Annotated in this window: 18 protein-coding genes; 8 read left to right on the forward strand and 10 right to left on the reverse strand. The window is 63.9% G+C overall.

The genetic code is table 11. The features are described from left to right. Positions 1-210 precede the first annotated feature (210 nt). Entirely contained in the window at positions 211-1,863 is a 1,653-nt protein-coding gene (locus FME68_RS00190) for an L-lactate permease (protein ID WP_070515557.1), read from the reverse strand. Positions 1,864-2,099: 236 nt separating this feature from the next. On the opposite strand from FME68_RS00190, the gene argS reads away from it, so the two are divergent. The 4 genes from argS to thrB all read left to right on the forward strand — a co-directional run bounded on the left by argS (position 2,100) and on the right by thrB (position 7,529). Continuing rightward, the gene (gene argS / locus FME68_RS00195) at positions 2,100-3,761 is read left to right on the forward strand and encodes an arginine--tRNA ligase (protein WP_158395294.1); all 1,662 of its coding nucleotides are present in this window, start codon (positions 2,100-2,102) and stop codon (positions 3,759-3,761) included. Positions 3,762-3,773: 12 nt separating this feature from the next. After that, entirely contained in the window at positions 3,774-5,111 is a 1,338-nt protein-coding gene (lysA, locus tag FME68_RS00200; protein ID WP_158395296.1) for a diaminopimelate decarboxylase, read from the forward strand. Between the two features lie 151 nt (positions 5,112-5,262). Next, entirely contained in the window at positions 5,263-6,588 is a 1,326-nt protein-coding gene (locus FME68_RS00205) for a homoserine dehydrogenase (RefSeq protein WP_070528834.1), read from the forward strand. A gap of 17 nt (positions 6,589-6,605) precedes the next feature. Further along, on the forward strand, positions 6,606-7,529 hold the full coding sequence (thrB, locus tag FME68_RS00210; protein ID WP_158395298.1) for a homoserine kinase: 924 nt from the start codon (positions 6,606-6,608) through the stop codon (positions 7,527-7,529). Positions 7,530-7,534: 5 nt separating this feature from the next. On the opposite strand, the gene FME68_RS00215 is transcribed toward thrB, so the two are convergent. The 4 genes from FME68_RS00215 to FME68_RS00230 form a co-directional block, all read right to left on the reverse strand. Next, positions 7,535-8,233: a helix-turn-helix transcriptional regulator gene (locus tag FME68_RS00215; RefSeq protein ID WP_158395300.1), complete on the reverse strand. Its 699-nt coding sequence runs from the start codon at positions 8,231-8,233 to the stop codon at positions 7,535-7,537. A 117-nt stretch (positions 8,234-8,350) separates the two neighbouring features. Beyond that, positions 8,351-10,105, reverse strand: coding sequence for an ATP-binding cassette domain-containing protein (locus FME68_RS00220; protein ID WP_328287653.1), 1,755 nt, complete (start codon positions 10,103-10,105; stop codon positions 8,351-8,353). Further along, on the reverse strand, positions 10,106-10,828 hold the full coding sequence (gene modA, locus FME68_RS00225; protein WP_158395302.1) for a molybdate ABC transporter substrate-binding protein: 723 nt from the start codon (positions 10,826-10,828) through the stop codon (positions 10,106-10,108). A 22-nt stretch (positions 10,829-10,850) separates the two neighbouring features. After that, positions 10,851-11,111, reverse strand: a complete 261-nt coding sequence (locus FME68_RS00230) for a DUF2249 domain-containing protein (protein WP_144013505.1) — start codon at positions 11,109-11,111, stop codon at positions 10,851-10,853. 94 nt (positions 11,112-11,205) lie between these two features. Here FME68_RS00230 and FME68_RS00235 point away from each other — a divergent pair, with 94 nt between their 5' ends. Then, complete coding sequence (locus tag FME68_RS00235) at positions 11,206-12,405, forward strand: beta-carotene 15,15'-monooxygenase (RefSeq protein ID WP_158395304.1); 1,200 nt, start codon at positions 11,206-11,208, stop codon at positions 12,403-12,405. Continuing rightward, positions 12,386-13,765, forward strand: coding sequence for a multicopper oxidase domain-containing protein (locus FME68_RS00240; protein WP_158395306.1), 1,380 nt, complete (start codon positions 12,386-12,388; stop codon positions 13,763-13,765). The genes FME68_RS00235 and FME68_RS00240 overlap by 20 nt, the downstream gene beginning before the upstream one ends. Here FME68_RS00240 and mobA read toward each other — a convergent pair. The 5 genes from mobA to FME68_RS00265 form a co-directional block, all read right to left on the reverse strand. Further along, positions 13,752-14,318, reverse strand: coding sequence for a molybdenum cofactor guanylyltransferase (gene mobA, locus FME68_RS00245; protein WP_158395308.1), 567 nt, complete (start codon positions 14,316-14,318; stop codon positions 13,752-13,754). The genes FME68_RS00240 and mobA overlap by 14 nt on opposite strands. A 15-nt stretch (positions 14,319-14,333) precedes the next feature. Continuing rightward, on the reverse strand, positions 14,334-14,819 hold the full coding sequence (gene moaC / locus FME68_RS00250; RefSeq protein ID WP_158395310.1) for a cyclic pyranopterin monophosphate synthase MoaC: 486 nt from the start codon (positions 14,817-14,819) through the stop codon (positions 14,334-14,336). A 128-nt stretch (positions 14,820-14,947) separates the two neighbouring features. Continuing rightward, positions 14,948-16,165, reverse strand: coding sequence for a molybdopterin molybdotransferase MoeA (locus tag FME68_RS00255; RefSeq protein WP_158395312.1), 1,218 nt, complete (start codon positions 16,163-16,165; stop codon positions 14,948-14,950). Positions 16,166-16,175: 10 nt separating this feature from the next. After that, positions 16,176-17,315 (reverse strand): GTP 3',8-cyclase MoaA, encoded by a 1,140-nt coding sequence (moaA, locus tag FME68_RS00260; RefSeq protein ID WP_158395314.1) that lies wholly within the window; start codon positions 17,313-17,315, stop codon positions 16,176-16,178. A gap of 49 nt (positions 17,316-17,364) precedes the next feature. Next, positions 17,365-19,119 carry a long-chain fatty-acid--CoA ligase gene (locus FME68_RS00265; protein WP_158395316.1) on the reverse strand — a complete coding sequence of 585 codons (1,755 nt, stop codon included), beginning with the start codon at positions 19,117-19,119 and terminating at the stop codon, positions 17,365-17,367. A gap of 466 nt (positions 19,120-19,585) precedes the next feature. Between FME68_RS00265 and rho the strand changes: the two genes are divergently transcribed. Both rho and prfA read left to right on the forward strand, forming a co-directional pair. Then, a complete protein-coding gene (gene rho / locus FME68_RS00270; protein WP_328287654.1) occupies positions 19,586-21,553 on the forward strand; it encodes a transcription termination factor Rho in 1,968 nt (655 codons plus the stop codon). Further along, positions 21,553-22,629: a peptide chain release factor 1 gene (gene prfA, locus FME68_RS00275; RefSeq protein WP_049155076.1), complete on the forward strand. Its 1,077-nt coding sequence runs from the start codon at positions 21,553-21,555 to the stop codon at positions 22,627-22,629. The genes rho and prfA overlap by 1 nt, the downstream gene beginning before the upstream one ends. Positions 22,630-22,637 lie beyond the last annotated feature (8 nt).

The raw sequence follows: 22,637 nt of genomic DNA on the forward strand, positions 1-22,637 counted from the left end.
CCTTTGAGCCTACCGCCCAAAACTCACATTATCGACACGGGATTACCCCTCCTACCTGGCTTTTTATCGCAACACTAATGTTGTGAAATTCCTAACGTGCGGTGATGGTCGCAGCGGTCGCGGCCGATATGAGGCAACCCCCAGACTGGGCGATGAAGACGCCCGAATCTGGGGGTAGTTAGTGGTGTAGAACTTTATGGCTAAACCCTTTTAGGGGACCAAGAAGCCCAGCACGTTGGTCATGAGGAAGACGATGACGCACACGACGGCGAGGAAGGCGACGGAGTAGCCCACGACCGCCTTGAAGATGCGGGATTCCTCGCCCTCCATCTGCACGGCGGTAGCGGCGATGGCCAGTGACTGCGGGGAGATCATCTTGCCCACAACGCCACCGGAGGTATTGGCGGCCAGCATGAGGTCCGGATTGACGCCGATGCGCTCGGCGGCGGTGACCTGCAGGTTGGCAAAGAGTGCGTTGGCGGAGGTATCCGAGCCGGTGACGGCGGTGCCGATCCAGCCCAGGACGGGGGAGAAGAGCGCGAAGATGCCGCCGACAGAAGCCACGAACTGGCCGATGGAGATGGTTTGGCCGGAGTAGTTCATGGTGTAGGCCAGTGCGAGGACCAGGATGATGGTCAGCGCGGAGAACTTCATGCGGGAGACAACCTCGCCGAACTTGGTCAGCGGCGCGGAGGCGTCCAGCTTGTAGCGGCCGTTCTCGTTGAAGGTCATGTAGATAAGGGCCACGATGATGCCGGAAATCAGCAGTAGGGTTCCCGGGTTGCCCAGCACGTTGAACGTGAAGGCGGTGTCCATGGCGTGGCCTTCGGCGTCGAAGACGGTGCCGTCGAGAAGCGGCCAGGCAACGTTGACCTGGAGGAAGCCGAAGATGGCCGGCCATGCGGTGGCGATGGCGAAGACAGCGGTGACCACGGCATAGGGCAGCAGGGCCATCCAAATGCGGCTGCCGTTGAGATCCGTGACCTCCTCCTGGGCGGGCAGCTCCATGCGCTCGCGCAGGCTGTCGACACCCTTGGGCTTCCACACACGCAGGAAGATGAAGCCCGCGCCGAGGGAGACGATGCAGGCCACGACGTTGGTGAGCTGGTAGGCGAAGAAGGTAGCCGCGGCCCACTGGGCAATGGCGAAGGAGATGCCGATGACGGCCGCGGCGGGGCCGGCCTCCTTAACACCGCGCATGCCGTCAAGGATAAAGAGGATGAAGAAAGGCACGACGGCGGCAATGAGCAGGACCTGGAGGGAAATCAACGCGGCGATGTCAGCGGTCTGCTCGGCGGTGCGCCCGCCGACCGAGCCCGCGGTGGTGACTGGGATGCCCACCGCGCCGAAGGCCACGGGCGCGGTGTTGGCAATGAGCACCGTGGTGGCCGCCTTGAGCGGCTTAACACCCAAGGCCAGGATCATGGTCGCCGTAATCGCGACGGGAGCGCCGAAGCCGGCGAGGGCCTCCAGCAGGCCACCGAAGCAGAAGGCGATGAGGATGGCCTGGATGCGGATATCGCCATCGCCCAGCAAGTCAAAGGTCTTGCGCAGGTCATTGAATCGTCCGGAAGCCACGGTCACTTCGTAGAACCAGATGGCGGTGATGATCACCCAGACGATGGGGAAGAGGCCAAAGAGTCCGCCGCGCACCGCGGAGGACAGGGCCATGCCGGTGGGCATGTCCATGCCAAAGACTGCGATGAGGAGTGCCACGAGAAGCGCTACCGCACCCGAGGTATGGGCGCGGGCCTTGAGGCCCAAGAGCATGATGAAGAACGCGATGAGCGGCAGCGTGGACACCAGCGCGGTAAGCCCCACGTTGCCAGCAATGGCGTCGGTGGTGATGTTGAAGGTTGACATAAATCTCAATTCCAGTTGGCTCCCGCTGGCGTCCTCGTGGAGATCCCCAGGATGCGGCACCGCATGTTTCGGCCGAGCGAGAGGGCGAAAGATTGAATCGATTCAGATAACGCCTTTTAGGGTAGAACTTGGCGCTTCGCTGTGCTGCATTGTTCACCCGATGGGGGTGAGTGACCTTGCTAACGTCTGAGACCTGGTAGCGCCTCCAAGCGGCGGAGACGATAGACTTTGGCCCTATGAATCCTGAAGATCTTTCCGTCCTGATCAAGAACACTGCCGCCGCCGTGCTCACCGAGCATGAGCTGGACTCCTCCGTCCTGCCGGAGACCGTGAGCGTGGAGCGCCCGCGCAACCCGGAGCACGGCGATTACGCCACCAACCTGGCACTCCAGGTGGCCAAGAAGGCCGGCACCCAGCCCCGCGAGCTGGCGCAGTGGCTGGCGGATGCCCTCGCCGGCAATGACGCCATCGATGAAGCATCCATCGCGGGCCCGGGATTCCTCAACATTCGCCTCGCTGCTGCTGCCCAGGGCGCCATCGTGGCCCAAGTCCTTAGCGCCGGTGCGGACTTTGGTAGCAACTCCACCTACCAGGGCAAGAAGATCAACCTGGAGTTCGTCTCCGCGAACCCGACCGGTCCTATCCACCTGGGTGGTACCCGATGGGCCGCCGTGGGTGACTCGCTCGGCCGCGTGCTCGAAGCCTCCGGCGCGGAGGTGACCCGCGAGTACTACTTCAACGATCACGGCGGACAGATCGACCGTTTTGCACGTTCCCTGGTGGCCGCGGCCAAGGGCGAGCCCACCCCGGAGGACGGCTACGGCGGCGATTACATTAAGGAGATCGCGCAGGGGGTGCTGGATCAGAACCCGGCAGCTCTCGATGGCAGCGACGCCGACGTGCAGGAAGCCTTCCGCTCTGCCGGCGTGGAGATGATGTTCGCCCAGATCAAGGAGTCCCTCCACGAGTTCGGCGTGGACTTTGACGTCTACTTCCACGAGAATTCCCTCTTCGAGTCCGGCGCGGTGGAGAAGTCCATCCAGAAGCTCAAGGACAACGGCAAGCTCTACGAAGCTGAGGGTGCATGGTGGCTGAAGTCCACCGAGTACGGCGATGACAAGGACCGCGTGGTCATCAAATCCGATGGCAACGCCGCCTACATCGCCGGCGATATCGCCTACGTGGCCGATAAGTTTGACCGCGGCCACGACCTGGCCATCTATATGCTGGGCGCGGACCACCACGGCTACATCGCCCGCTTGCGTGCCTCGGCCCAGGCCCTGGGCTATGACCCGGAGGCCGTCGAGGTCCTCATCGGCCAGATGGTGAACCTCGTACGCGATGGCCAGGCGGTCAAGATGTCCAAGCGTGCCGGCACCGTCATCACCCTTGATGACCTTGTCGAGGCTATTGGCGTCGACGGCGCGCGTTACTCCCTGGTGCGCTCCTCCGTGGATTCCAGCCTGGACATCGACTTGGGCCTGTGGGCTTCCCAGTCGGCGGATAACCCGGTCTACTACGTGCAGTACGGCCACGCCCGCATCTGCTCCATCTTGCGCAAGGCGGCAGAGCTGGGCTTCAACACCGCCGCGCTTGCCGACGGCCCCCTCGACCTCCTCACCCACGAGAAGGAAGGCGACCTCATCCGCACCCTAGGCGAGTTCCCCGAGGTTGTGGCCACCGCCGCTACGCTGCGTGAACCGCACCGCATCGCGCGCTATGCTGAGGAGCTCGCCGCCGTGTTCCACCGCTTCTATGACCAGTGCCAAGTGCTGCCGAAGGCTGGTGAAGAGACCGAGCCGATTCACTCCGCACGCCTCGCCCTGGCCAGCGCTACCCGCCAGGTCATGGCCAATGCCTTGACCATGGTCGGGGTTAGCGCACCGGAAAAGATGTAAGAAAAGGTATCGATGACTGATTTCAATTCTCTTCCGGCCCACGTGTGGCCGCGCAACGCAGCGCGTGACTCCGATGGCGTGGTCTCGATTGGTGGCGTTTCCCTGACCGAGCTGGCCGAAGAATACGGCACCCCGCTCTATGTTTTCGATGAGCAGGACTTCCGCTCGCGCTGCCGGGACATGGCTCAGGCCTTCGGCGGCCCTGACCACGTGCACTACGCCTCCAAGGCTTTCATCACGAAGCGCATCGTGCGCTGGGTAGACGAGGAGGGCCTGTGCCTCGACGTCGCCTCCCTCAATGAGGCCAAGTTGGCGCTCGCCGCGGACTTCCCGCCGGAGCGCATGACCGCGCATGGCAATAACAAGGAAGATGAGTACCTCGAGCTGTGCGTTAACGAGCGGATTGGCCATGTGGTGCTGGATAACGCGGAGGAGCTCTCGCGCCTCAACAGCATTGCTGCGGCCGCCGGCCGTGTGCAGCCGGTGATGATCCGCGTGAAGCCTGGTGTGGATGCCCACACGCACGAATTCATCGCCACGGCTCACGAGGACCAAAAGTTCGGCATCTCCCTGTCCACCGGCGCCGCCTTCGATGTCGCACGCACGGTGCTGGAATCCGCGAACCTGAAGCTCGTGGGATTGCACTGCCACGTGGGCTCCTCGGTGTTTAACGCCGATGGCTTCAAGCTGGCTGCTGAGCGCGTGCTGAGCCTGTACAAGCGCATCCACTCCGAGCTCGGCGTTGCTCTCGAGGAACTGGACTTGGGCGGCGGCTTCGGTATTCCTTACATGGAATACGAAGAGGCCCTCGACGTCGCCACGCTGGCCAAGGACCTGCTCGACGCCGTGGAGCGCACTGCCACTGAGCTTGGCATCAAGCCGCCCTTCGTGCTGGTGGAGCCCGGCCGCTCTTTGGTGGGTGCCTCCGCGGTCACCGTCTACCGCGTGGGCACGGTCAAGGATGTGGAGACCGGCAAGGCGGATCTGCCGATGCGCCGCTACCTCTCCGTAGACGGCGGTATGTCCGATAACATCCGGCCGGCGCTCTATGGCTCGGAGTATGACGTGCGCGTGGTCAACCGCCGCACCCAGGGCGAGCCGGTGGATTCGCGCATCGTGGGCTTCCACTGCGAGTCCGGTGACATTCTGGTCAACGAGCGCCGTTTCCCCTCGGATATCACTACCGGGGATCTCCTCGCTTTCGCCACCACCGGTGCCTATCAGTACATGATGGCCTCGCGCTATAACGGTGCTTTGCGCCCGGCGGTCGTCTCCGTGCGTGACGGCAAAGCCTCGCTCATGCTGCGCCGGGAAACGGTGGAGGACTTGCTGGCGTTGGACGTCGACTAGCGCGGCGTTGCCACAGCTCACCGCATTTTATTCACAAAGATATGGCCGGTCGCGCGTTGTGCCGGCCACTTCGCGTAGAAATAGACAGCTCGTTCTGTATAGTGATGGGCTAGCACGTAACAATCATTCGCAATTTCAACAAGGGGACACCATGACGACGACGAACCGTAGCAAGAAGCCCGAAGGCGAACCCGTAGGAATCGCGCTGCTTGGATTTGGCACCGTGGGCGCCGAGGTTTTCCGCCTCGTGCAGGAGAACGCTGACGCTTTTGCGCACCGCATTGGCGGCCCGGTGGAGATCCGCGGCGTCGCCGTGCACAACAAGAACAAGCTGCGCCCGGGCGTGCCGGCGGAGCTGCTGACCGACGACGCCAAGGCCCTTGTCCTGCGCGATGATATCGACCTCGTCGTCGAGGTCATCGGCGGCATTGATTTCCCGCGCGAGCTCGTCCTCGCGGCCCTCAACGCCGGCAAGTCCGTGGTTACCGCCAACAAGGCTCTCGTGGCCGCGCATGCGGATGAGCTCGCTGAGGCCGCCGACCGCGCCGACGTTGACCTGTACTTCGAGGCCGCCGTGGCCGCTGCCATCCCGGTGGTAGGCATGCTGCGCCGCTCCCTGGCCGGCGACAAGATCCAGCGCATCTCCGGAATCGTCAACGGCACCACCAACTTCATCCTCGACGCCATGGAGTCCACGGGCGCCTCCTATGAGGATGCGTTGGCTGAGGCCACCCGCCTGGGCTACGCCGAGGCCGATCCCACCGCTGACGTGGAGGGCCACGACGCCGCCTCCAAGGCCGCCATCCTGGCTTCCCTGGGCTTCTACACCCGCCTGACCTTCGATGATGTCTACTGCGAGGGTATTTCCAAGATCACCGCGGATGACATCAAGGCTGCTAACCAGGCTGGCTACTCCATCAAGCTGCTCGCCATCTGCGAGCGTCTCGTGGACGAGGAGACCGGCGCGGAATCCGTCAACGCCCGCGTGCACCCGACGCTGGTTCCGAAGGAGCACCCGCTGGCTTCGGTCAGCCAGTCCTACAACGCCATCTTCGTTGAGGCGGAGGCCGCTGGCTCTCTGATGTTCTACGGCAATGGTGCCGGCGGTAACCCCACGGCATCTGCCGTGCTGGGTGATGTTATCGGTGCGGCACGCAACATCGTCCACGGCGGCCGTGCGCCGGGGGAGAACACCTACGCCAACCTACCTATTGCGGAGTTCGGAGAAGTGGAAACTCGTTATCACGTCGACATGGAAGTTGAAGACCGCACCGGCGTGCTCTCCGCCATTTCCGGTGTCTTTGCCCGCCATGGGGTCTCCCTGCGCACCGTGCGCCAGGAAGACGGCGATGCCACCGCTCGCCTCATCGTGGTCACCCACGCGGCGAAGGAAGCGGTGCTTGAGGACATCGTCGCCGCCCTCGGCGAGCTCGATGAGGTCAAGGCCGTCCACTCCGTCATCCGCCTCGGCGTCTAAGGGTCTTAGGTACAACAATGAGTATCGATATCGAAGTAGGCACCAAGGTCACCGTCCAGGTCCCGGCCTCCTCGGCCAACCTGGGCCCCGGCTACGACACCCTCGGCATCGCGCTGAGCCTTTACGACACCGTGGAGGTAGAAGTCACCCGCTCCGGCTTGGAGGTAGAAATCTTCGGCGAGGGCGCCGAAGAGCTGCCGCGCGATGGCTCCCATCTGGTGGTCAAGGCTATCCGCTCTGCGCTCAAGGCTGCTGACGTTGAGGTCTCCGGCTTGCGGGTGGTGTGTACGAATAACATCCCGCAGTCCCGTGGCCTGGGCTCTTCGGCGTCCGCCGCGGTGGCAGGCGTTGCCGCGGGCAACGGCCTGGCTGGGTTCCCGCTCTCGGAGGAGCAGGTTGTGCAGTTGTCTTCCGCCTTCGAAGGCCATCCGGATAACGCCGCGGCCTCCGTATTGGGCAATGCGGTGGTTTCCTGGACCACCGTGCCTGTCGACGGCCGCTCGCTTCCGGAGTACCGCGCCGCCACTTTGGAGGTGCACCCGTCCATCAAGGCCACGGCTTTGGTCCCTGACTTCCACGCCTCGACGCAGGCGGTGCGCCGCGTGCTGCCCTCGCACGTTACGCATGCCGACGCCGCCTTCAACGTCTCCCGCACTGCAGTGAACGTGGCGGCGCTGACCGCTTACCCGGACCTGCTGTGGGAGGGCACCCGCGACCGCCTGCACCAGCCTTATCGCGCTGACGTACTGCCGGTGACCGCGGAGTGGGTCAACCGCTTGCGCAACCGCGGCTACGCCGCCTACCTGTCGGGCGCGGGCCCCACCGTCATGGTCCTGCACACCGAGCCCATCGAAGAAGCGATCCTCGACGATGCCCGCGGGCAGAACCTGCGTGTGCTGGAGCTGGAGGTCGCCGGGCCGGTCTCCGTCGAGCGCGGCTAGCCTAGCTAGCTGGATTTTTCCACGTTGATCCGGCACACTCCGTTGCCGGACTTGGGAATGAGCTTCAGGTTCAGCCGCCCGCCGGAATCGGCCGCCGCCTGCTCTAAATAGCCATCGTGGATGGCGCAGACGTAGGGGGAGGGCTCTACTCCGGCGGTCACAAACGGGCAGGCGTGCAGCTCCACATCGGTGCGGCCCTCCTGGTCGAATTGCTCGGCTGAGGTTACTGGGTCAAAGCCCATTTCGCGCATCATCCGGTGCAGCGAGCCGAGCGCTTCAGCACCATGGCTGCTGGCAGTGGTCTTCGCCCACTCGCGGCCAAGCTCCCGCGCCTGCTCTGAGGCATAATCATTGAGCTGCTCCTTAGCCGCCAGGGCTTTAATCAACACGCTGATCAGCGTGACGTACTCCTCCGCGACCGAACGGTTGTCCGGCACCCGCACTTGGAAGATCAGGGAGGGGCGCCCGCGCCCCTGCGCTGGGGCGGTGACTACTCGCACCGCGCCAGCGTTGACGAGTTCATCCAGATGCCCGCGCGCGGTGTTAACGTGCATGCCCATTTTCTTAGCAATCTCTGCGGCCCGTGCTCCTTGCGGGAACTTCTGTAAAACCGAGAGGACTTCGCGCTGCTTGGGGGAGAGCTTCATCGTGTCGGGAAAGAGCTCGCTGGATGAGCGAGGACTATGGGTAGACATTGTGGACATGGACTTTAGCTCCTTGATTAACGCTACGAGGATCCTACATCCAGTCCGATGATTTTCTACTATCGCGGTGAGAATATATACCGAGATCTCCCTCACGACATGGGTATATCCATTGGATTAAGTACGGGTATAGACCGTGAGAGCGCTGGCGTCGAGGGCCACGGGCACTGCCTCACCGGGCGCGTTAGTGCGCGCCGGCTGGCCTACTGTGACTCGCTGGCCGTCGATATCAACGAGGGTAGTGCTTCCCAAATCAGCCACAATGGTGGCAGTTAAACCGGTGGCGCGCTGCGCGCCAATGGGGTCGAAGCGCAGCGCGGTTTGAGGGAAGGCCGCCCAGTGCTCGCCGTTGCGGTCTGGAGCAAACGTGTCTCCTCTGAAGGAACCGCGCAGTACATTAACACCCGCTAGTTCTGCCATGAAGCGGGTGGTGGGCTGTTCCAGTAGGCGCTCCGCCGGGCCTTGGGAGATGACTTCGCCGGCTTCCATGACTGCGATGTCATCCGCCAGCGTGGTGAGATCTACGCGGCTGTGGGTGACAATGACCGTGGTGCGATCAGCGGCCGACATACGCAGGAGATGGCGCCATCGCGCGGCAGATTCTACGTCCATGGCGGCAAAGGGCTCGTCCACAACCAATACCTCTGGACGTGCCGCAAGTGCGCGCAGAAGGGCAACCTGCGCGGCCTGGCCGCCGGAGAGCTCGGAGACAAGCCCGAGCTCCTGCAATCCGGCGGCCTTAAGTAGCTCCTCTGTCCGGCGCGGGTCTTTGGTCACCATGGTCAACGCTTGAGCCACGGTGGCAGTGGGTGGTAGCCCGGGGTCTTGGGAGAGCATGACCACGCGCTCGGCGTTAGTCTGGGCTCCTTGCAACCGCCCGCTGATAAAACGCATCAGTGTGGTCTTGCCCGCACCATTCGGGCCAACCACCGCGGTCACGCGCCCGCCCCGGAAAGTCGTGGTGGTGTCGTCGACCGTTACGGAAAGATCGTGGGGCGGCGTCAGCGGAGCAGTCGCCGCGCAAAGTACATTCGGGTCCATCGGCTGCAAAGCGCGCACAGCTTGTTCGCGGCGGCGGCGCAGCAGCAGGGGCATTCCGGCGACGGTGAGCGTGAGGATGGCTATCCCAATGAGGACAGCGGAAAGAGCATAGGCATTGTCCGCGCTGACCTCACGTTCAAGATAGATACCGCTCGGCATGGTTCGGGTAGAACCGGGCAGGGAACCGGCGAAGGTGATCGTCGTTCCGAATTCGCCCAGTGAGCGTGCGAAAGCGAGCGCTCCGCCCGTGAACACGGCAGGAAGGATAGTCGGGAGGATGATGCGCCAAAGGATGGTCCCTGCGCTCAGGCCGATGCCCCGCGCGCTAGCCACGACCTCAGGATCGAGCTGCCGCAGTGCGGAGTCCACCGCCACAACTACGAAGGGGAGGGTGACAAATAGATGAGCGGCCACGACGCCGGGGAAGGCAAAAGATATGTGCAGCCCTGCTTGCTCCAATGCCGGGCCAAGCAGTCCGCGGCGCCCGAGCAGTGCGGTGAGTGCCAAGCCGCCGACCACGGGAGGCAAGGCCAAAGGGAGGTAAACCACCAGCCTCACAAGGTGAGAAACACGGCGTAGCTGCTGGAGCCACAGCGCCAGGCAGGTGCCCAGGAATGTCGACAGCAAGGTCGACAAGGCCGCTGCGGAGAGGCTGACGCGGAGGAGGTCATGGGTCGCCGGAGCGCTCAGCGTGTCGGAGAGCTTCGGCCACGGTACCCGCATTCCGAGGGCGAGGACCGGGGCAAGGATGTAGAGCGCGGCGAGCGCGCCGGCGGCGATGACCGGCCAGGTTGTCCGCGGGCGCTGCTCGCGCAAAAACGTGGGTGACACTTAGTTCACCGGGGTGAAACCGTACTTTTCCCAGGTGCTATCAAAATCCGACTCGAGGAGCGAGAGGACTTCTTGGGCTTCTTCGTGGCGGGGTGAATCAGACACCACCGCGCCCATGATCTCGTTACGGAAGTCTTCCGCGTGGTCGAGCGGGATGGCTTCGACATCTTCGCTAGCGGCGGCGTCGGTGGAATAGACCCACCCGGCGTCCGCCTCGCCGGAGGCAACCTTGCCTAGGACGTCAGCTACCTGTCCCTCCAGGGAGGAGGCATGCAGGTCCCAGTTGTTGGCCTCCATGATGCGCGTGGAAATGGCACCGCAAGGCACGCTGGGATCGCAAAGAACCAAGCGCGCGGAGGAATCCAGATCGGCAGCGGAGCGCAGACCTAAAGGATTGCCTTTCGGCACCACCATGACCATAACGTTGCTAGCGAGGGCTACAGGAGTGTCCACGCTGCCTTGCGCAGTCGCATTCTCCATGGTCTCGCGAGAGGCAGTAAGGAGCAGATCTGCGGGCGCTCCTTCATTGATCTGCTGGACTAGGGCGGAAGAACCACCGTTGTTGAACGCCAGCGGGGTTTCGGACGCACTGGAGAGGTCGTCATTGAGCACTCGCGTGGATGACGCGGCGAAGACCTGCAGCGGCTCATCGGAGCTCGAGGTGCAGCCGGCCACTGTCAGCGCGGCGGCGAGAACAGAGACAGCAATTTTCAAGCGGCGCATGGTCAGTTACGTTACGGCATCTTTACGCGGTCCGCGTGAATTTAATATGGACTTCCTTTGGTTCCTTCTTGAGGTATTCACGGTCGAAGGATTCTTCGCGCTGGTCCACCTCTGTGAGCAACGGAAGCGGGTCGTGGGGAGCAATGAGAATCATGGATTCGCCCACGTTGAGGGTGCCCAGCGCTCCGTGGATGGCACCGTGGCGCACTGCGTGAGGGATTTCGGAGGCGTTGAGGGTGGGGATGTCGTGGCCCTTGGAGGTGTCAACAAGCGGCAAGTTCATTCGGGTTATCCCTTTCGAGTTCTAGGGCGGCGGGCGTTGCTGCCCACGCCCTTAATTTACTACGATTATATCCGTGCAAATAAAAGTGTCAGATATGTCTCTGCGTGATGTTTCGCTGGCTTCGCGCCGGCGCTGGCACACCATTGCTTTCAGCCTCGTCGCGTTCTGGATCGCGGTCGGCGTGGGAATCACCGTGGCGAATTTTTGGGGAGCACCCGTGGTGTGGTGGGACCTCATCCACCCATTTACCCTCGGCGCGCTGACCACCGCCATCCTCGTATTCAGCACCCACTTCACGGAGGCACTGACCCGAACTCCGGCCACAGGGTTCCGCGGGGTGGGCGCGCGGGTGGGGCTGGTTCAGGTGGGGCTGGTTCTTCTACTTGTCGATCGCGCAGGCTACGACTGGGGCGTGCTTGCGGATATCGGCTCCGCTCTCGTCATCGCTGCCGTTGCGTGGCACCTGTGGGCGCTGTGGGGCAAGCTCCGGGGGTCATTGTCTGGTTCCTTCGCCGTCACCGTTCCTTTTTATCTGGCGGCGGCCGGCTTCATGGTGTTCTCGGTGCTACTGGTCATTCTGGCTGCGCACGGGGTAGGGAATTACTCGCTGTTGGTGGCCGCGCACTCACGCGGGATGGTGTGGGGCTTCGGCCTGCTTACCATCCTGGGCACGGTCATCACGCTTGTGCCGACGTTTACCCGGACCCCCATTTCCTCGGTGGCCCGGGCGCGGTGCAGCCGGGCTTTGGCAGTGCATTGCGTGGGCCTGGCGGCGGCCATGCTTGCCGACGCCTCCGGGCTCACCCGCGCCGCCGGCATGGCGCAGCTGCTCACGGTGCTCGCTGCCGTGCTCATCATCCAGCCCGTGCTTGCCAGCGCTCTTGGCGGCGAAAAGACGACGGCAAGCGTGTCCGCGATGGCAGGCCTGGTGTGGATGGTGGCGCTCTGCGCCGGTGATGCCGCCGCTACCGTCGCAGGGGCCTACCCGCGTGCGGTTACCTTGCTGCTCATGCCGGCATTTCTCGGTGCCGGCCTACTGCAGCTCGTAACCGGGGTGCTCCACCACATGCTGCCCATCCTGGCCGGGGCGGCACGTCCCGCACGTGGGCACCTCGCAGGGTTCCTGCGCGTGGCACTCATCAATCTCGGCGGCGTGCTCAGCCTTCTTGGCATTGCTGGCGTGTCCTTCGCCGGGCTTATCATGATGGGGCTAGGCCTCATCGCCAATATTGTGGCCCTGGTGTGGGCCGTCTCGTCACCTCAAGGAGAAGTTCATGTCAAGCGCGCCCGTTAAACAGGAGCATTCTGAGAAGCAATGGGCGTCCTGGCTCATTATCATCGTGGCGCTTCTCGCCGTCATTGGGCTGGCGGTGTTCAACTCGGCCACAGGCAAGCAGGACCCAGCTACGGTGGCATCCGCCGACGCCGTGACGGTTGACGTCTCTGTGGACGGCATGGCCTTTGTCCCGTCCTCCATTGACGTGGCAGCGGGCAGCCACCTCATAGTGAACTTCCATAACACCGGCGACCAGGTTCATGACCTCAAGATTGGGCGCGAGGAGACGGGCCGGGTGGAACCGGGCGAGACAGTGCAGCTCGATGCCGGAGTCATCGAGGAGTCCGTGGAAGGCTATTGCACGATCGCCGGCCACAAGATGCAGGGCATGACGTTCATGGTCAACGTCGATGACTCCGCTTCGAGTGGGCATGATCATGCGGGAGCGTCGGAAAGCACGGGCTCTGCTGGTGCCCCGGCGAAGGTGCCCTCGGTTGCCGAGCGCATGGCAGCCCGCGAAGGCTTTGACGCCGTCGACGCCTCCCTTGCCCCTGCCAAAGGTGACCTTCATGAGGAAACGTGGGTGATGACGGAGGAGGAGATGGAAGTTGCCCCGGGAGTGCGCCAAACCCGGTGGCTTTTCAACGGGCAGGCGCCCGGCCCAACCCTGCGCGGCAAGGTAGGGGATACGTTCCGCATCACCATCAAAAATGAAGGCTCGATGGGACACTCGGTGGATTTTCACGCCGGTGAGGTCAACCCGGATGAGAACATGAAGACCATCCAGCCGGGCGAATCGCTGACCTATGAATTCGTGGCGCACCGGGCGGGTATCTGGATGTATCATTGCTCAACCATGCCGATGAGCCTGCACATTGCCAACGGCATGGCGGGAGCGGTCATCATCGATCCGCGCGGCGAGGATGCCCTCGCAGACGTCGATGCGGAGTACATCATGACGGCGAGCGAGGTCTTCCTGGCCTCCGCGGGCAAGGAAGCTGAGGGAGCAAACGCGCAGCGAGTCAGCGACGGCGACTATGACCTTACGGCCTTCAATTACTATCCCAACCAATACGACGAGGGCCTAGCCCCGCTGCGCGCGAAGGTGGGCGATACCGTGCGCATTTGGCTGGTCAACCTCGGCCCGGATCTGCCATTGAGCTTCCACGTCGTGGGCGAGCAATTCGACACCGTGTACAAGGAAGGCGCCTACCTGATCAAGGGCGCGAAGGATTCCGGTTCCCAGGCGCTCGACCTTCTACCGGCCCAAGGTGGATTCGTGGAGATGACCTTCAACGAGCCGGGGACCTATTCCTTTGTCAATCACCTGATGACGAATGCGGAGAAGGGTCAACACGGCCAGTTCATCGTTGAGTAGCTCGGCGTTCGCGCCGTGCACGCAGCTCGTCCAGGGTATCTATATCGCGTACTGCGGCGGTGCCTTCGACCACGGTGATGTTCTTCGCGAGTCCGAGTAAGCGCATGACTGACTTATTGCGGGGATTGCCGAGCTCGTGCAGAGCGCGGGTGAGGGCCTCGGTGCGCCACAGCGCGCAGAGTGGCTGGATGGTGCCGTCGAGTGTGGCCACCGCGACATCAGCGCCGGAGCTTTCTAAGGCCTGTTCGAGGGCGGGCAGCATCTGTGGGGAATCCGGGGCATCGACGGCCAAGATGGCGGTCGTGGACTCTGCGGCACCAGCCAGCGCGGCGTGGCCCGCAGCGATGCCTGCGGCTGGCCCGCCGAAGAGGGGCTTTTCACATACTTGGGGCATGCCCAAGTGGTAGGGCGAGACAACCGCCACCGGCGCATCATAGGGCAATTGGCGCAGGAGGCGGTCGATGAGGCGCTCACCAGCGAGAATGATACTTGCCTTGTCCACACCGCCCATGCGCGTGCCGCGCCCGCCGGCCAAAATAATGACACCTGGCATTGTTCTCTATCCTCTCTATTCTTCTGTGCCAGGCAGTTCGCGGGACCAATCACCAGAGCGCCCGCCGGACTTCGCTGTGATGCCGCAGCGCCGGATATAAGCGGAGCGGTCCACACCTTTGACCATGTCGATGAGCGCTAGTGCCGCAACGTTCACCGCGGTCAGCGCTTCCATTTCCACGCCGGTGCGGTCGGCGGTGCGAACGGTGGCTTCGATGAAGACGTGGTCTTCGCGCAGCTCGATGTCGACCGCGCACCCGTGCACGCCGATGGTGTGGGCAAGCGGCAGGAGCTCCGGGACCTTCTTGGCGGCCGCAATACCGGCCACTCGGGCAACCGCAAGCACGTCGCCCTTCGGCACGCTTCCCTCCCGCAGCGCGGTGAGGACCTCCGGCGAGCAGGCCACCTCGCCTTGGGCGGTGGCGGTGCGCACCGTGGGCTGTTTATCGGTGACGTCCACCATGTAGGCGGAGCCGGCCTCATTAAGGTGAGTGAACTTCATGGCTACAGTGGGTCCTTTCCTTGGGTGGACCTAGCCTATCTGACGAAGAGTGGGCCGATCCGGCGGGTTTAGAGGCGCGATCTTTGGCAACAACGGAGGGGTGGGGGATGTGGTGAAGCACCGTGAAGCTAGTAGGGGTAGACGGTAAGTTGCTCCCCTGTGGTGACGGGGCTCGTCAGCAGCGCGAAACCTTGCGTGCCGGGCAGTGCTGCAACGTGGTGGCTGCGCATGCGTGGTCCAGGCGGCGGGAAGGCGGTGATGCGTCCCGCCATGGCAATGGAGCACGGCTGAATAAGCGGGCGGTGCGGATGTGGGAAGTCAGCCCCGGCGACGGCCGTCAGGTGCGGCCGATCTAAAACTCCGGTGGGGCGGGGCAGCCCACGCAAGGAACGCATCAGCGGGGTGAGGTAGAGATGCGCGGAGACGAACGCCGCCACCGGGTTGCCCGGCAAACACACCACGGGAACACCGTCCCACAGCGCGTGGCCCTGCGGCGCGCCGGGGCGCTGGTTGACGTGTCCGAACCAATAAGAGCCGCGCTCCACGGCATCCTCAACGACCGCGCGAACCACGTCAAAAGCGCCTGCGGATACCCCGCCGGTGGTGACGATGAGGTCGGAGTCAGCGGCAGCCGTGTCGAAGCGACGGCGCAGCTCAACGGGAGAATCACCACATACCGTGCGGGTGATGTCAACGGGCCCGGTGGCGCTCATGAGTGCGTCGAGCATCGGACCATTGGAATCCGGGAGCTGACCGTTGAGCAGCTCCTCACCCGTGGCAATGACGGTCACCCGCGGGATGCGGTGGACCACGGCGGTGGAGACGCCGGCGGAGAGGGCGGCGGCGATAAGGGAGGCGTCCACCAGCGTGGCGGCACCGGCTAGTTGGTGCCCGGCCTCGACGTGGGAGCCGCGCCGCCGGATGTGGTTGCGACCGGGTAGGCGGTGCACCGTGACGGTCTCAGGCATCGGCCCGGGTCCTGGTGGAATATCGGTGTCTTCCACGGGGATGACCAGACCATCAAAGCCCGCGGGTACTGGACCACCGGTCATGATGCGCAGCGCAGTGCCGGGCGGCGGGGTTTGGGCCGGCGATCCGGCAGGCACATCACCCACGACAGGCAGAGTGAAGGGAACGGTGAGACTGTCGGGTGAGAAATGCCGCGGGATGAGGAAGCCATCCATGGCCGAATTATCCTGCGGCGGGAGGGGAAGGCGGGCGACAAGGGGCTCGGCCAGCACGCGACCTTGCGATAAGGCAGCGCGTTCCGCAGGCAGGGCGCGGACGAGCGCGTGGAGGCGGTCGAAATACTCCTCGATACTTAAGTCAGTCCCGGTGCTTGTCATTGCACCCAATCTAGCCACCGATGGCGGACATCGGGCGATCTGGCTGGAGGAAGCCTTCATCATCCACCCCGTGGCCCGGTAATTTCCTCCACATTTCACCCGCCCACGCGGTGGCGAGCTCTTCATCGCTGGCGCCAGCGCGCATGAGGTCGCGCAGGGAGGTTTCCGAGTTGCCGAAGAGGCAATTGCGCACCGCGCCGTCTGCGGTCAGGCGCGTGCGGTCGCAGTCCCCGCAGAAGGGCCGAGTTACGGAGGCGATCACCCCGATGTGTCCTATGGGGAGGGAGCCATCGCGCGAGACCGCGGACCACAGTGCCGCCGGCGCGGAGCCGCGGGGTTTCTTAGCCGGGGCGAGCTCGAAGTCTTCGGCCAAGCGCCCCAAGATATCCTCCGCAGTGACCATCTGGGAACGCGTCCACTCCTCCCGTGGGCCCAGCGGCATCTGCTCAATGAAGCGCAGTTGCGCGCCGCGCTCGAGGCAAAAGCGAGCCAAGGGAAGGATCGCAGACTCGTTGACACCCGGCATGATGACTGCGTTGATCTTGACCGGGTCCATGTCGGCGGCCAGCGCGGCGTCGATGGATGTGAGCACATCCGCTAGGCGGTCGCGCCGGGTGAGTCGGGCATAGAGCTCCGGATCGAGGGTGTCCAGGGAGATATTGACGCGGTCGAGCCCAGCGCGCTGCAGCCCTGGCAGGCGCTTATCCAGGCCCAGCCCGTTGGTGGTGAGAGCAACAGTAGGAGAGCGGCCCTCATCGGTAGTGAGTGCTTTCGTCGCGGCGATGATTTTCTCTAAGGAGGCGCGAAGAAGAGGTTCCCCACCGGTGAAGCGCACCTGCTGGATGCCGAGCTTGTCCACCGCGAGGCGGATGAGACGGATGGTTTCTTCATCGCTGAGCGTGTGTTCGGTGGGCAGCCACTCATATCCTTCGGCGGGCATGCAGTAGGTGCAGCGCAGGTTGCAGCGATCCGTCAGGGAGACACGTAGGTCCCGGGCTTGGCGGCCGTAGCGATCCACGAGCGCGCGGCGGCCGTCGGGCCCTGGCGCCGGCAGGTCCGTGGGCGGAGTCCCCGCGCCCCGTACGCGCGGCAATGGCAGCGTCAGCGGGGCGGAGGTGTGTGGCGAAGGTTGGGGTCGTTGGGCGGACATTGCTGGCAAGTCTAGATCGAAGCCTGCCGTATGAGTAGGAGGGGTGGGGCTAGTCCTCCCCGTCTTCCTCTCCGGCATCGAGGCGCTGCGCTTCGCCCGGCCCCTTGAGACGGATGATGTTGTACTCGCCTTCCGCCAGGTGGGCGCGCAGGTCCTTCTTGTCGAACTTGCCCACCGAAGTCTTATCGATGGATTTTACGAACGTCCAGTACTCCGGCAGCATCCAGGAGGGAAGCTCAGAGCGCATCCCGTTGCGCAGGCGCTCGGCGGTCTCAATCGTGGGGCTGATGTCCGCGGCGAGCACGGTGACAGCCAGCGGGCGCTCCACCCACTGTTTGTCGGGGTAGCCAATGACGGCGCATTCCAGCACCACCGGGTTGGCCATGATGAGGTTCTCCAACTGCACGGAGTAGATCCACTCACCACCGGAACGGATGACATCGCGGGCGCGATCCTCCACGGTGAGGAAGCCATCCTCGGTGACGAAGCCGACGTCGCCGGTGCGCAGCCAGCCGTCGGCCGTGAACTTGGAGTCCGCGTCCTCGACATCCTTGCCACGGAACTCGTGGGCAGCACCGCCGTCCTCCGAGGCAGGCGAGTGGTAGTAAGACCCGGTGACCAAGTTGCCGCGTACCTGAATCTCACCAGCGTTGCGGTCGGTGGTGTTGACCACGTGGCCGTCATTGACCACGCGGTATTCCAGGGAGGCAGGGAAGCGCCCTTGGGAGATGCGGTAGGCCCACCGGGCCTCACCCGAGGCGCCTGAGGGTGGGCGGGCCACCGTGCCCACCGTGGTGGTTTCCGCCATGCCCCATACGTGGACCACGTCCACACCGTAGCGCTCCTCCCAACTCTTGATGAGCTGTGGTGGCACAGGCGAGCCGCCAGCGAAGATCTCCGTCAGCGTCATGCGCTCCGGCGGGTTCTTGAGGTAGTGCACGAAGAGCTGAATCCAAATGGTGGGCACACCGTGCGCCACGCGCGGGGAGGTGGCGGCGATGATTTTGGCCAGGGTGGCGGGGGAGACGTCGGCGTCGGGAAGCACCAGCGGCGTGCCCGTCATCCACGCCGCAAAGGGAACACCCCAGCTCAGCACGTGATAGATGGGGATGCAGCACAGGAATGTCTCGCCGTGGGTCACACACAGAGAATCGGAGGAGCGCAGCTGCATTCCTTCCAAGTACAGAGCGCGGTGGGAGTAGAGCACGCCCTTTGGTGCACCAGTGGTGCCGGTGGAGTAACACAGTGCGGCGGCGGTGTGCTCATCCAGAACCGGCCAGTCATACACGGTGGAGCGCCCATCCAGCAGTTGCTCGTAGCTATAAATCTCGACGTTGCCCGGCAGAGCGGTGCTGGGCTTGCCGACGCCCGTGAATACCACCGCACGCACGCAGTCCACGCCTTCCAGAACCTGGGCAAGCTGTTCGGCGAGGCGACAATCCGCGACGATGACGCGGACCTCAGCGTGGTTGATGATGTGCCGGATTTGGTCATTCATCAGCTGCTTGTTGAGCGGGGTGAACACCGCTCCCTTACAGGCGGTGCCAAAAAGCACTTCGAGGTGCTCGGCGCAGTTCCACATCAGTGAGCCCACGCGCTCGTCACCGGTGATGCCGAGCGTGTCATGCAGGGCGTGGGCGAAGGCGGCGGCGCGGGCGCCGATATCAGCGAAAGTGGTTTCCTCGCGTTCATTGCCGGGATTGGCGCTGTGCCAGGTGATGACCTGGGTTTGGCCGTGGACGGAGGAACCGTACTCCAGGATGCGGGTGAGGGACAGCGGGATATCCTGCATTGTGGAGAGCATGCGCACTACTTTAGCCGTGTCAGTGTGAGCGCGGGGGAAGGATGCGGTATAGTTATCCGCGACTGGTGGGGAACGCTTTCCCCGCATCTCCGAGCTCCCTCCACGGCGCACACACCTGCGGTGACACTCTCATGGCAGTCCAACGGTGCGCGCGACGGTGAGAGGGGAGAGATACGCTCGCAGTCGCCTTCTTAAAATATCTCCCCGCGCTTGACCCGCGGCCGATTCCTTGAGTGCTTTCAGGAGTTCAACAAGGATTCCTTCACGTTCCGTACCGCCGGGCCGGAGAGGGGGGAGAGCCAAGACAACCACCGCCCACGGGGATCGCGGTTGCGTGAACTCGCTGGTGGCGGAGGACCATCCCAATTACACACTGGCTTCCAACGCCCGCTTGGAACAGCACCACGCACAGTGCAGGTGCGGCAGACAAGACGGCGCGCGTTGGTGAAGCGACGAAAGGATATCCGTGAGCGATACGGACAAGACCGCAGCACAGGATCTCGCCTCCCTGAAGCTGCCGGAATTGCGCAAGCTAGCTGCGGAGCGCGGACTTCGCGGCGTCTCCGGACTGCGCAAGGGGGATCTCATTACTGCCCTGACCACCGGCCAGGTGCCGGCGCGCGGCGCGAAGACCGCTGCCCAGGGCGAGGCTAAGGACGCACCCGCCGCAGAGGACTCCGCACAGAAGGAGTCGAAGAAGGACGCGCAGCCGCGCCGCGCGACCCGCAAGGCTTCCCGCCCTGCCGGCGCTGCTGACCAGGCCTCCGAGAAGCAGGAGCAGGCGCCTGAGAACACTCACAAGGGCGAGGACGGCGCTCAGGAGTCCGAGCAGAAGGACGGCCACGACGAGCAACGCTACGAGTCCCGCTCCCAGGCCCGCCGTGCCCGCCGTAACCGCGCGCGCCGCCAGGAGCGCGAGGCCCGCGAAGAAGCCAAGGGCAATAACAACGGCAACGGAAATGGCAACGGCGCCGAGGACAAGCAGTCCAAGTCGGAGGGCAACCAGTCCCGTGGCGGCAACAACTCCGACAACTCCGATAACGGGGACCACGGCAACGGTGGCAACAACGGCGGTGGCAACAACGGCGGTGGCAATAACGGGGGCGGCCACAACAATAACCGCCGCGATAACCACCGCAACGATGATGACAACAACGGCGGCGGTGGCCGCCGCAATCGCCGTAACCGTCGCAACCGCCGCGGGCGTGACCGCGATGGCGGCGGCAACGGTGGCAATGACCTGCAGATCCGCGAGGGCGATGAAGTGCAGGTAGTCGGCGGCATCCTCGAAGTCGTCGACAACAACGTGGCCTTCCTGCGCACCACCGGTTACCGCGCGGCCAGCTCCGATGTCTTTGTCAACAACAACCTCGTGCGCCGCCTGGGCCTGCGCTCCGGCGACGCCCTGACCGGCAAGGTCAAGGTCTCCGGCCCGACCCACACCCACGGCAACGGCCGCAACCGCCGCAAGTACAACCAGCTCGTGGAGGTCGACACCGTCAACGGCCTGGATCCGTCCACCGCGAAGGAGCGCCCGGACTTCGCCAAGCTCACCCCGCTGTACCCGAACCAGCGCCTGCGCCTGGAGACGGACCCGAAGATCCTCACCACCCGCGTCATCGACCTCATCATGCCGATTGGTAAGGGCCAGCGCGCGCTCATCGTCTCCCCGCCGAAGGCCGGTAAGACGACGATCCTGCAGAACATCGCCAACGCCATCGCCACGAATAACCCGGAGTGCTACCTCATGGTCGTCCTCGTGGACGAGCGCCCCGAAGAGGTCACCGACATGCAGCGCAGTGTCAACGGTGAGGTCATTGCCTCCACCTTTGACCGCCCGCCGTCAGAGCACACCTCGGTGGCGGAGCTGGCCATCGAGCGCGCCAAGCGCCTGGTGGAGCAGGGCAAGGACGTCGTCGTCCTGCTCGACTCCATCACCCGCCTCGGCCGCGCTTACAACAACTCCTCCCCGGCATCCGGCCGCATCCTGTCCGGTGGTGTGGACTCCAACGCCCTGTACCCGCCGAAGCGCTTCCTGGGTGCTGCCCGCAACATCGAGAACGGCGGCTCGCTGACCATCATCGCTACCGCGATGGTGGAAACCGGCTCCACCGGTGACACCGTCATCTTCGAGGAGTTCAAGGGCACCGGCAACGCCGAGCTCAAGCTCGACCGCGCCATCTCCGAGCGCCGCATCTTCCCGGCCGTGGACGTCAACCCGTCCGGCACCCGCAAGGACGAGCTCCTGCTGGTTCCGGAGGAAGCACGCATCATGACCAAGCTGCGCCGCATCCTTTCCGGCCTGGACTCCTTCGCTGCCATTGACCTGCTGATTAAGCAGCTCAAGAAGACCCGCTCCAACGGCGAGTTCCTCATGCAGGTGGCCTCGTCCGCGCCCATGGCGGCTGACACGGATGAGGAGGACTACAAGTAATGTCTAACCAGGTTTCCCTCGTCGATGACATTGTCTCCGAGTTCCAAGGCATCGAAATGCAGATGGCTGACCCGGAGGTAGCCGGTGATCAGTCCCAGTTCCGCAAGCTGTCTAAGCGCTACGCCGAGCTGCGGCCCATCGTCGCCGTGAACGACGAGCTGGTCCAGGCTCGCCAGGACCTGGCCGATGCCAAAGAGATGGCCTACGAGGACCACGAGTTCCAGCCCGAGGTCGACCGCCTTGAGCCGCTCGTCGTTCAGCTGGAGGAAAAGCTCGCGGACCTGCTGGCCCCGCGCGATGAGCATGACTCCGAGGACATCATCATGGAGATCAAGGCCGGTGCCGGCGGCGAAGAGGCAGCACTCTTTGCCGGCGACCTGGCCCGCATGTACGAGCGCTACGCCGATAAGGTCGGCTTCCAGTGGGAGGTCCTAGGCCTCAACGAGTCCGACCTCGGTGGTGTGAAGGACATGTCTATCTCCTTCAAGTCCAAGACCCCGTCTCGTGATGGCGCGTGGAGCGTGTTCAAGTTTGAGGGCGGCGTCCACCGCGTGCAGCGCGTGCCGGTGACCGAGTCCCAAGGACGCATCCAGACCTCTGCGGCTGGTGTGCTGGTCTACCCAGAACCGGAAGAAGTCGAAGCAGTCAACATCGATGACAAGGACATCCGCGTCGACGTTTACCGTTCCTCCGGTAAGGGCGGCCAGGGCGTGAATACCACTGACTCCGCGGTGCGTATTACCCACCTGCCGACCGGCCTGGTGGTGACCTGTCAGAAGGAACGCTCCCAGATCCAGAACAAGGCGCGCGCCCTGCAGGTGCTGCAGGCACGTCTGGACCAGATGGAGCGCGAGGCCCGCGAGGCCGAGGCCGGCGAGCAGCGCGCTTCCCAGGTGCGCACCATGGACCGCTCTGAGCGCATCCGCACCTATAACTGGCCGGAGAACCGCATCACCGACCACCGCATCGGATACAAGGCCAATAACTTGGATTCCGTGCTCAACGGTGACATGCAGGACCTCATTGATGCCCTGCAGGCCCAGGAGCGCGCGGAGCGCCTTGAGGCTGAGGACTAGAAGAGAAA

It is taken from the genome of Corynebacterium hiratae (genome assembly GCF_009708045.1).
Taxonomy (GTDB): domain Bacteria; phylum Actinomycetota; class Actinomycetes; order Mycobacteriales; family Mycobacteriaceae; genus Corynebacterium; species Corynebacterium hiratae.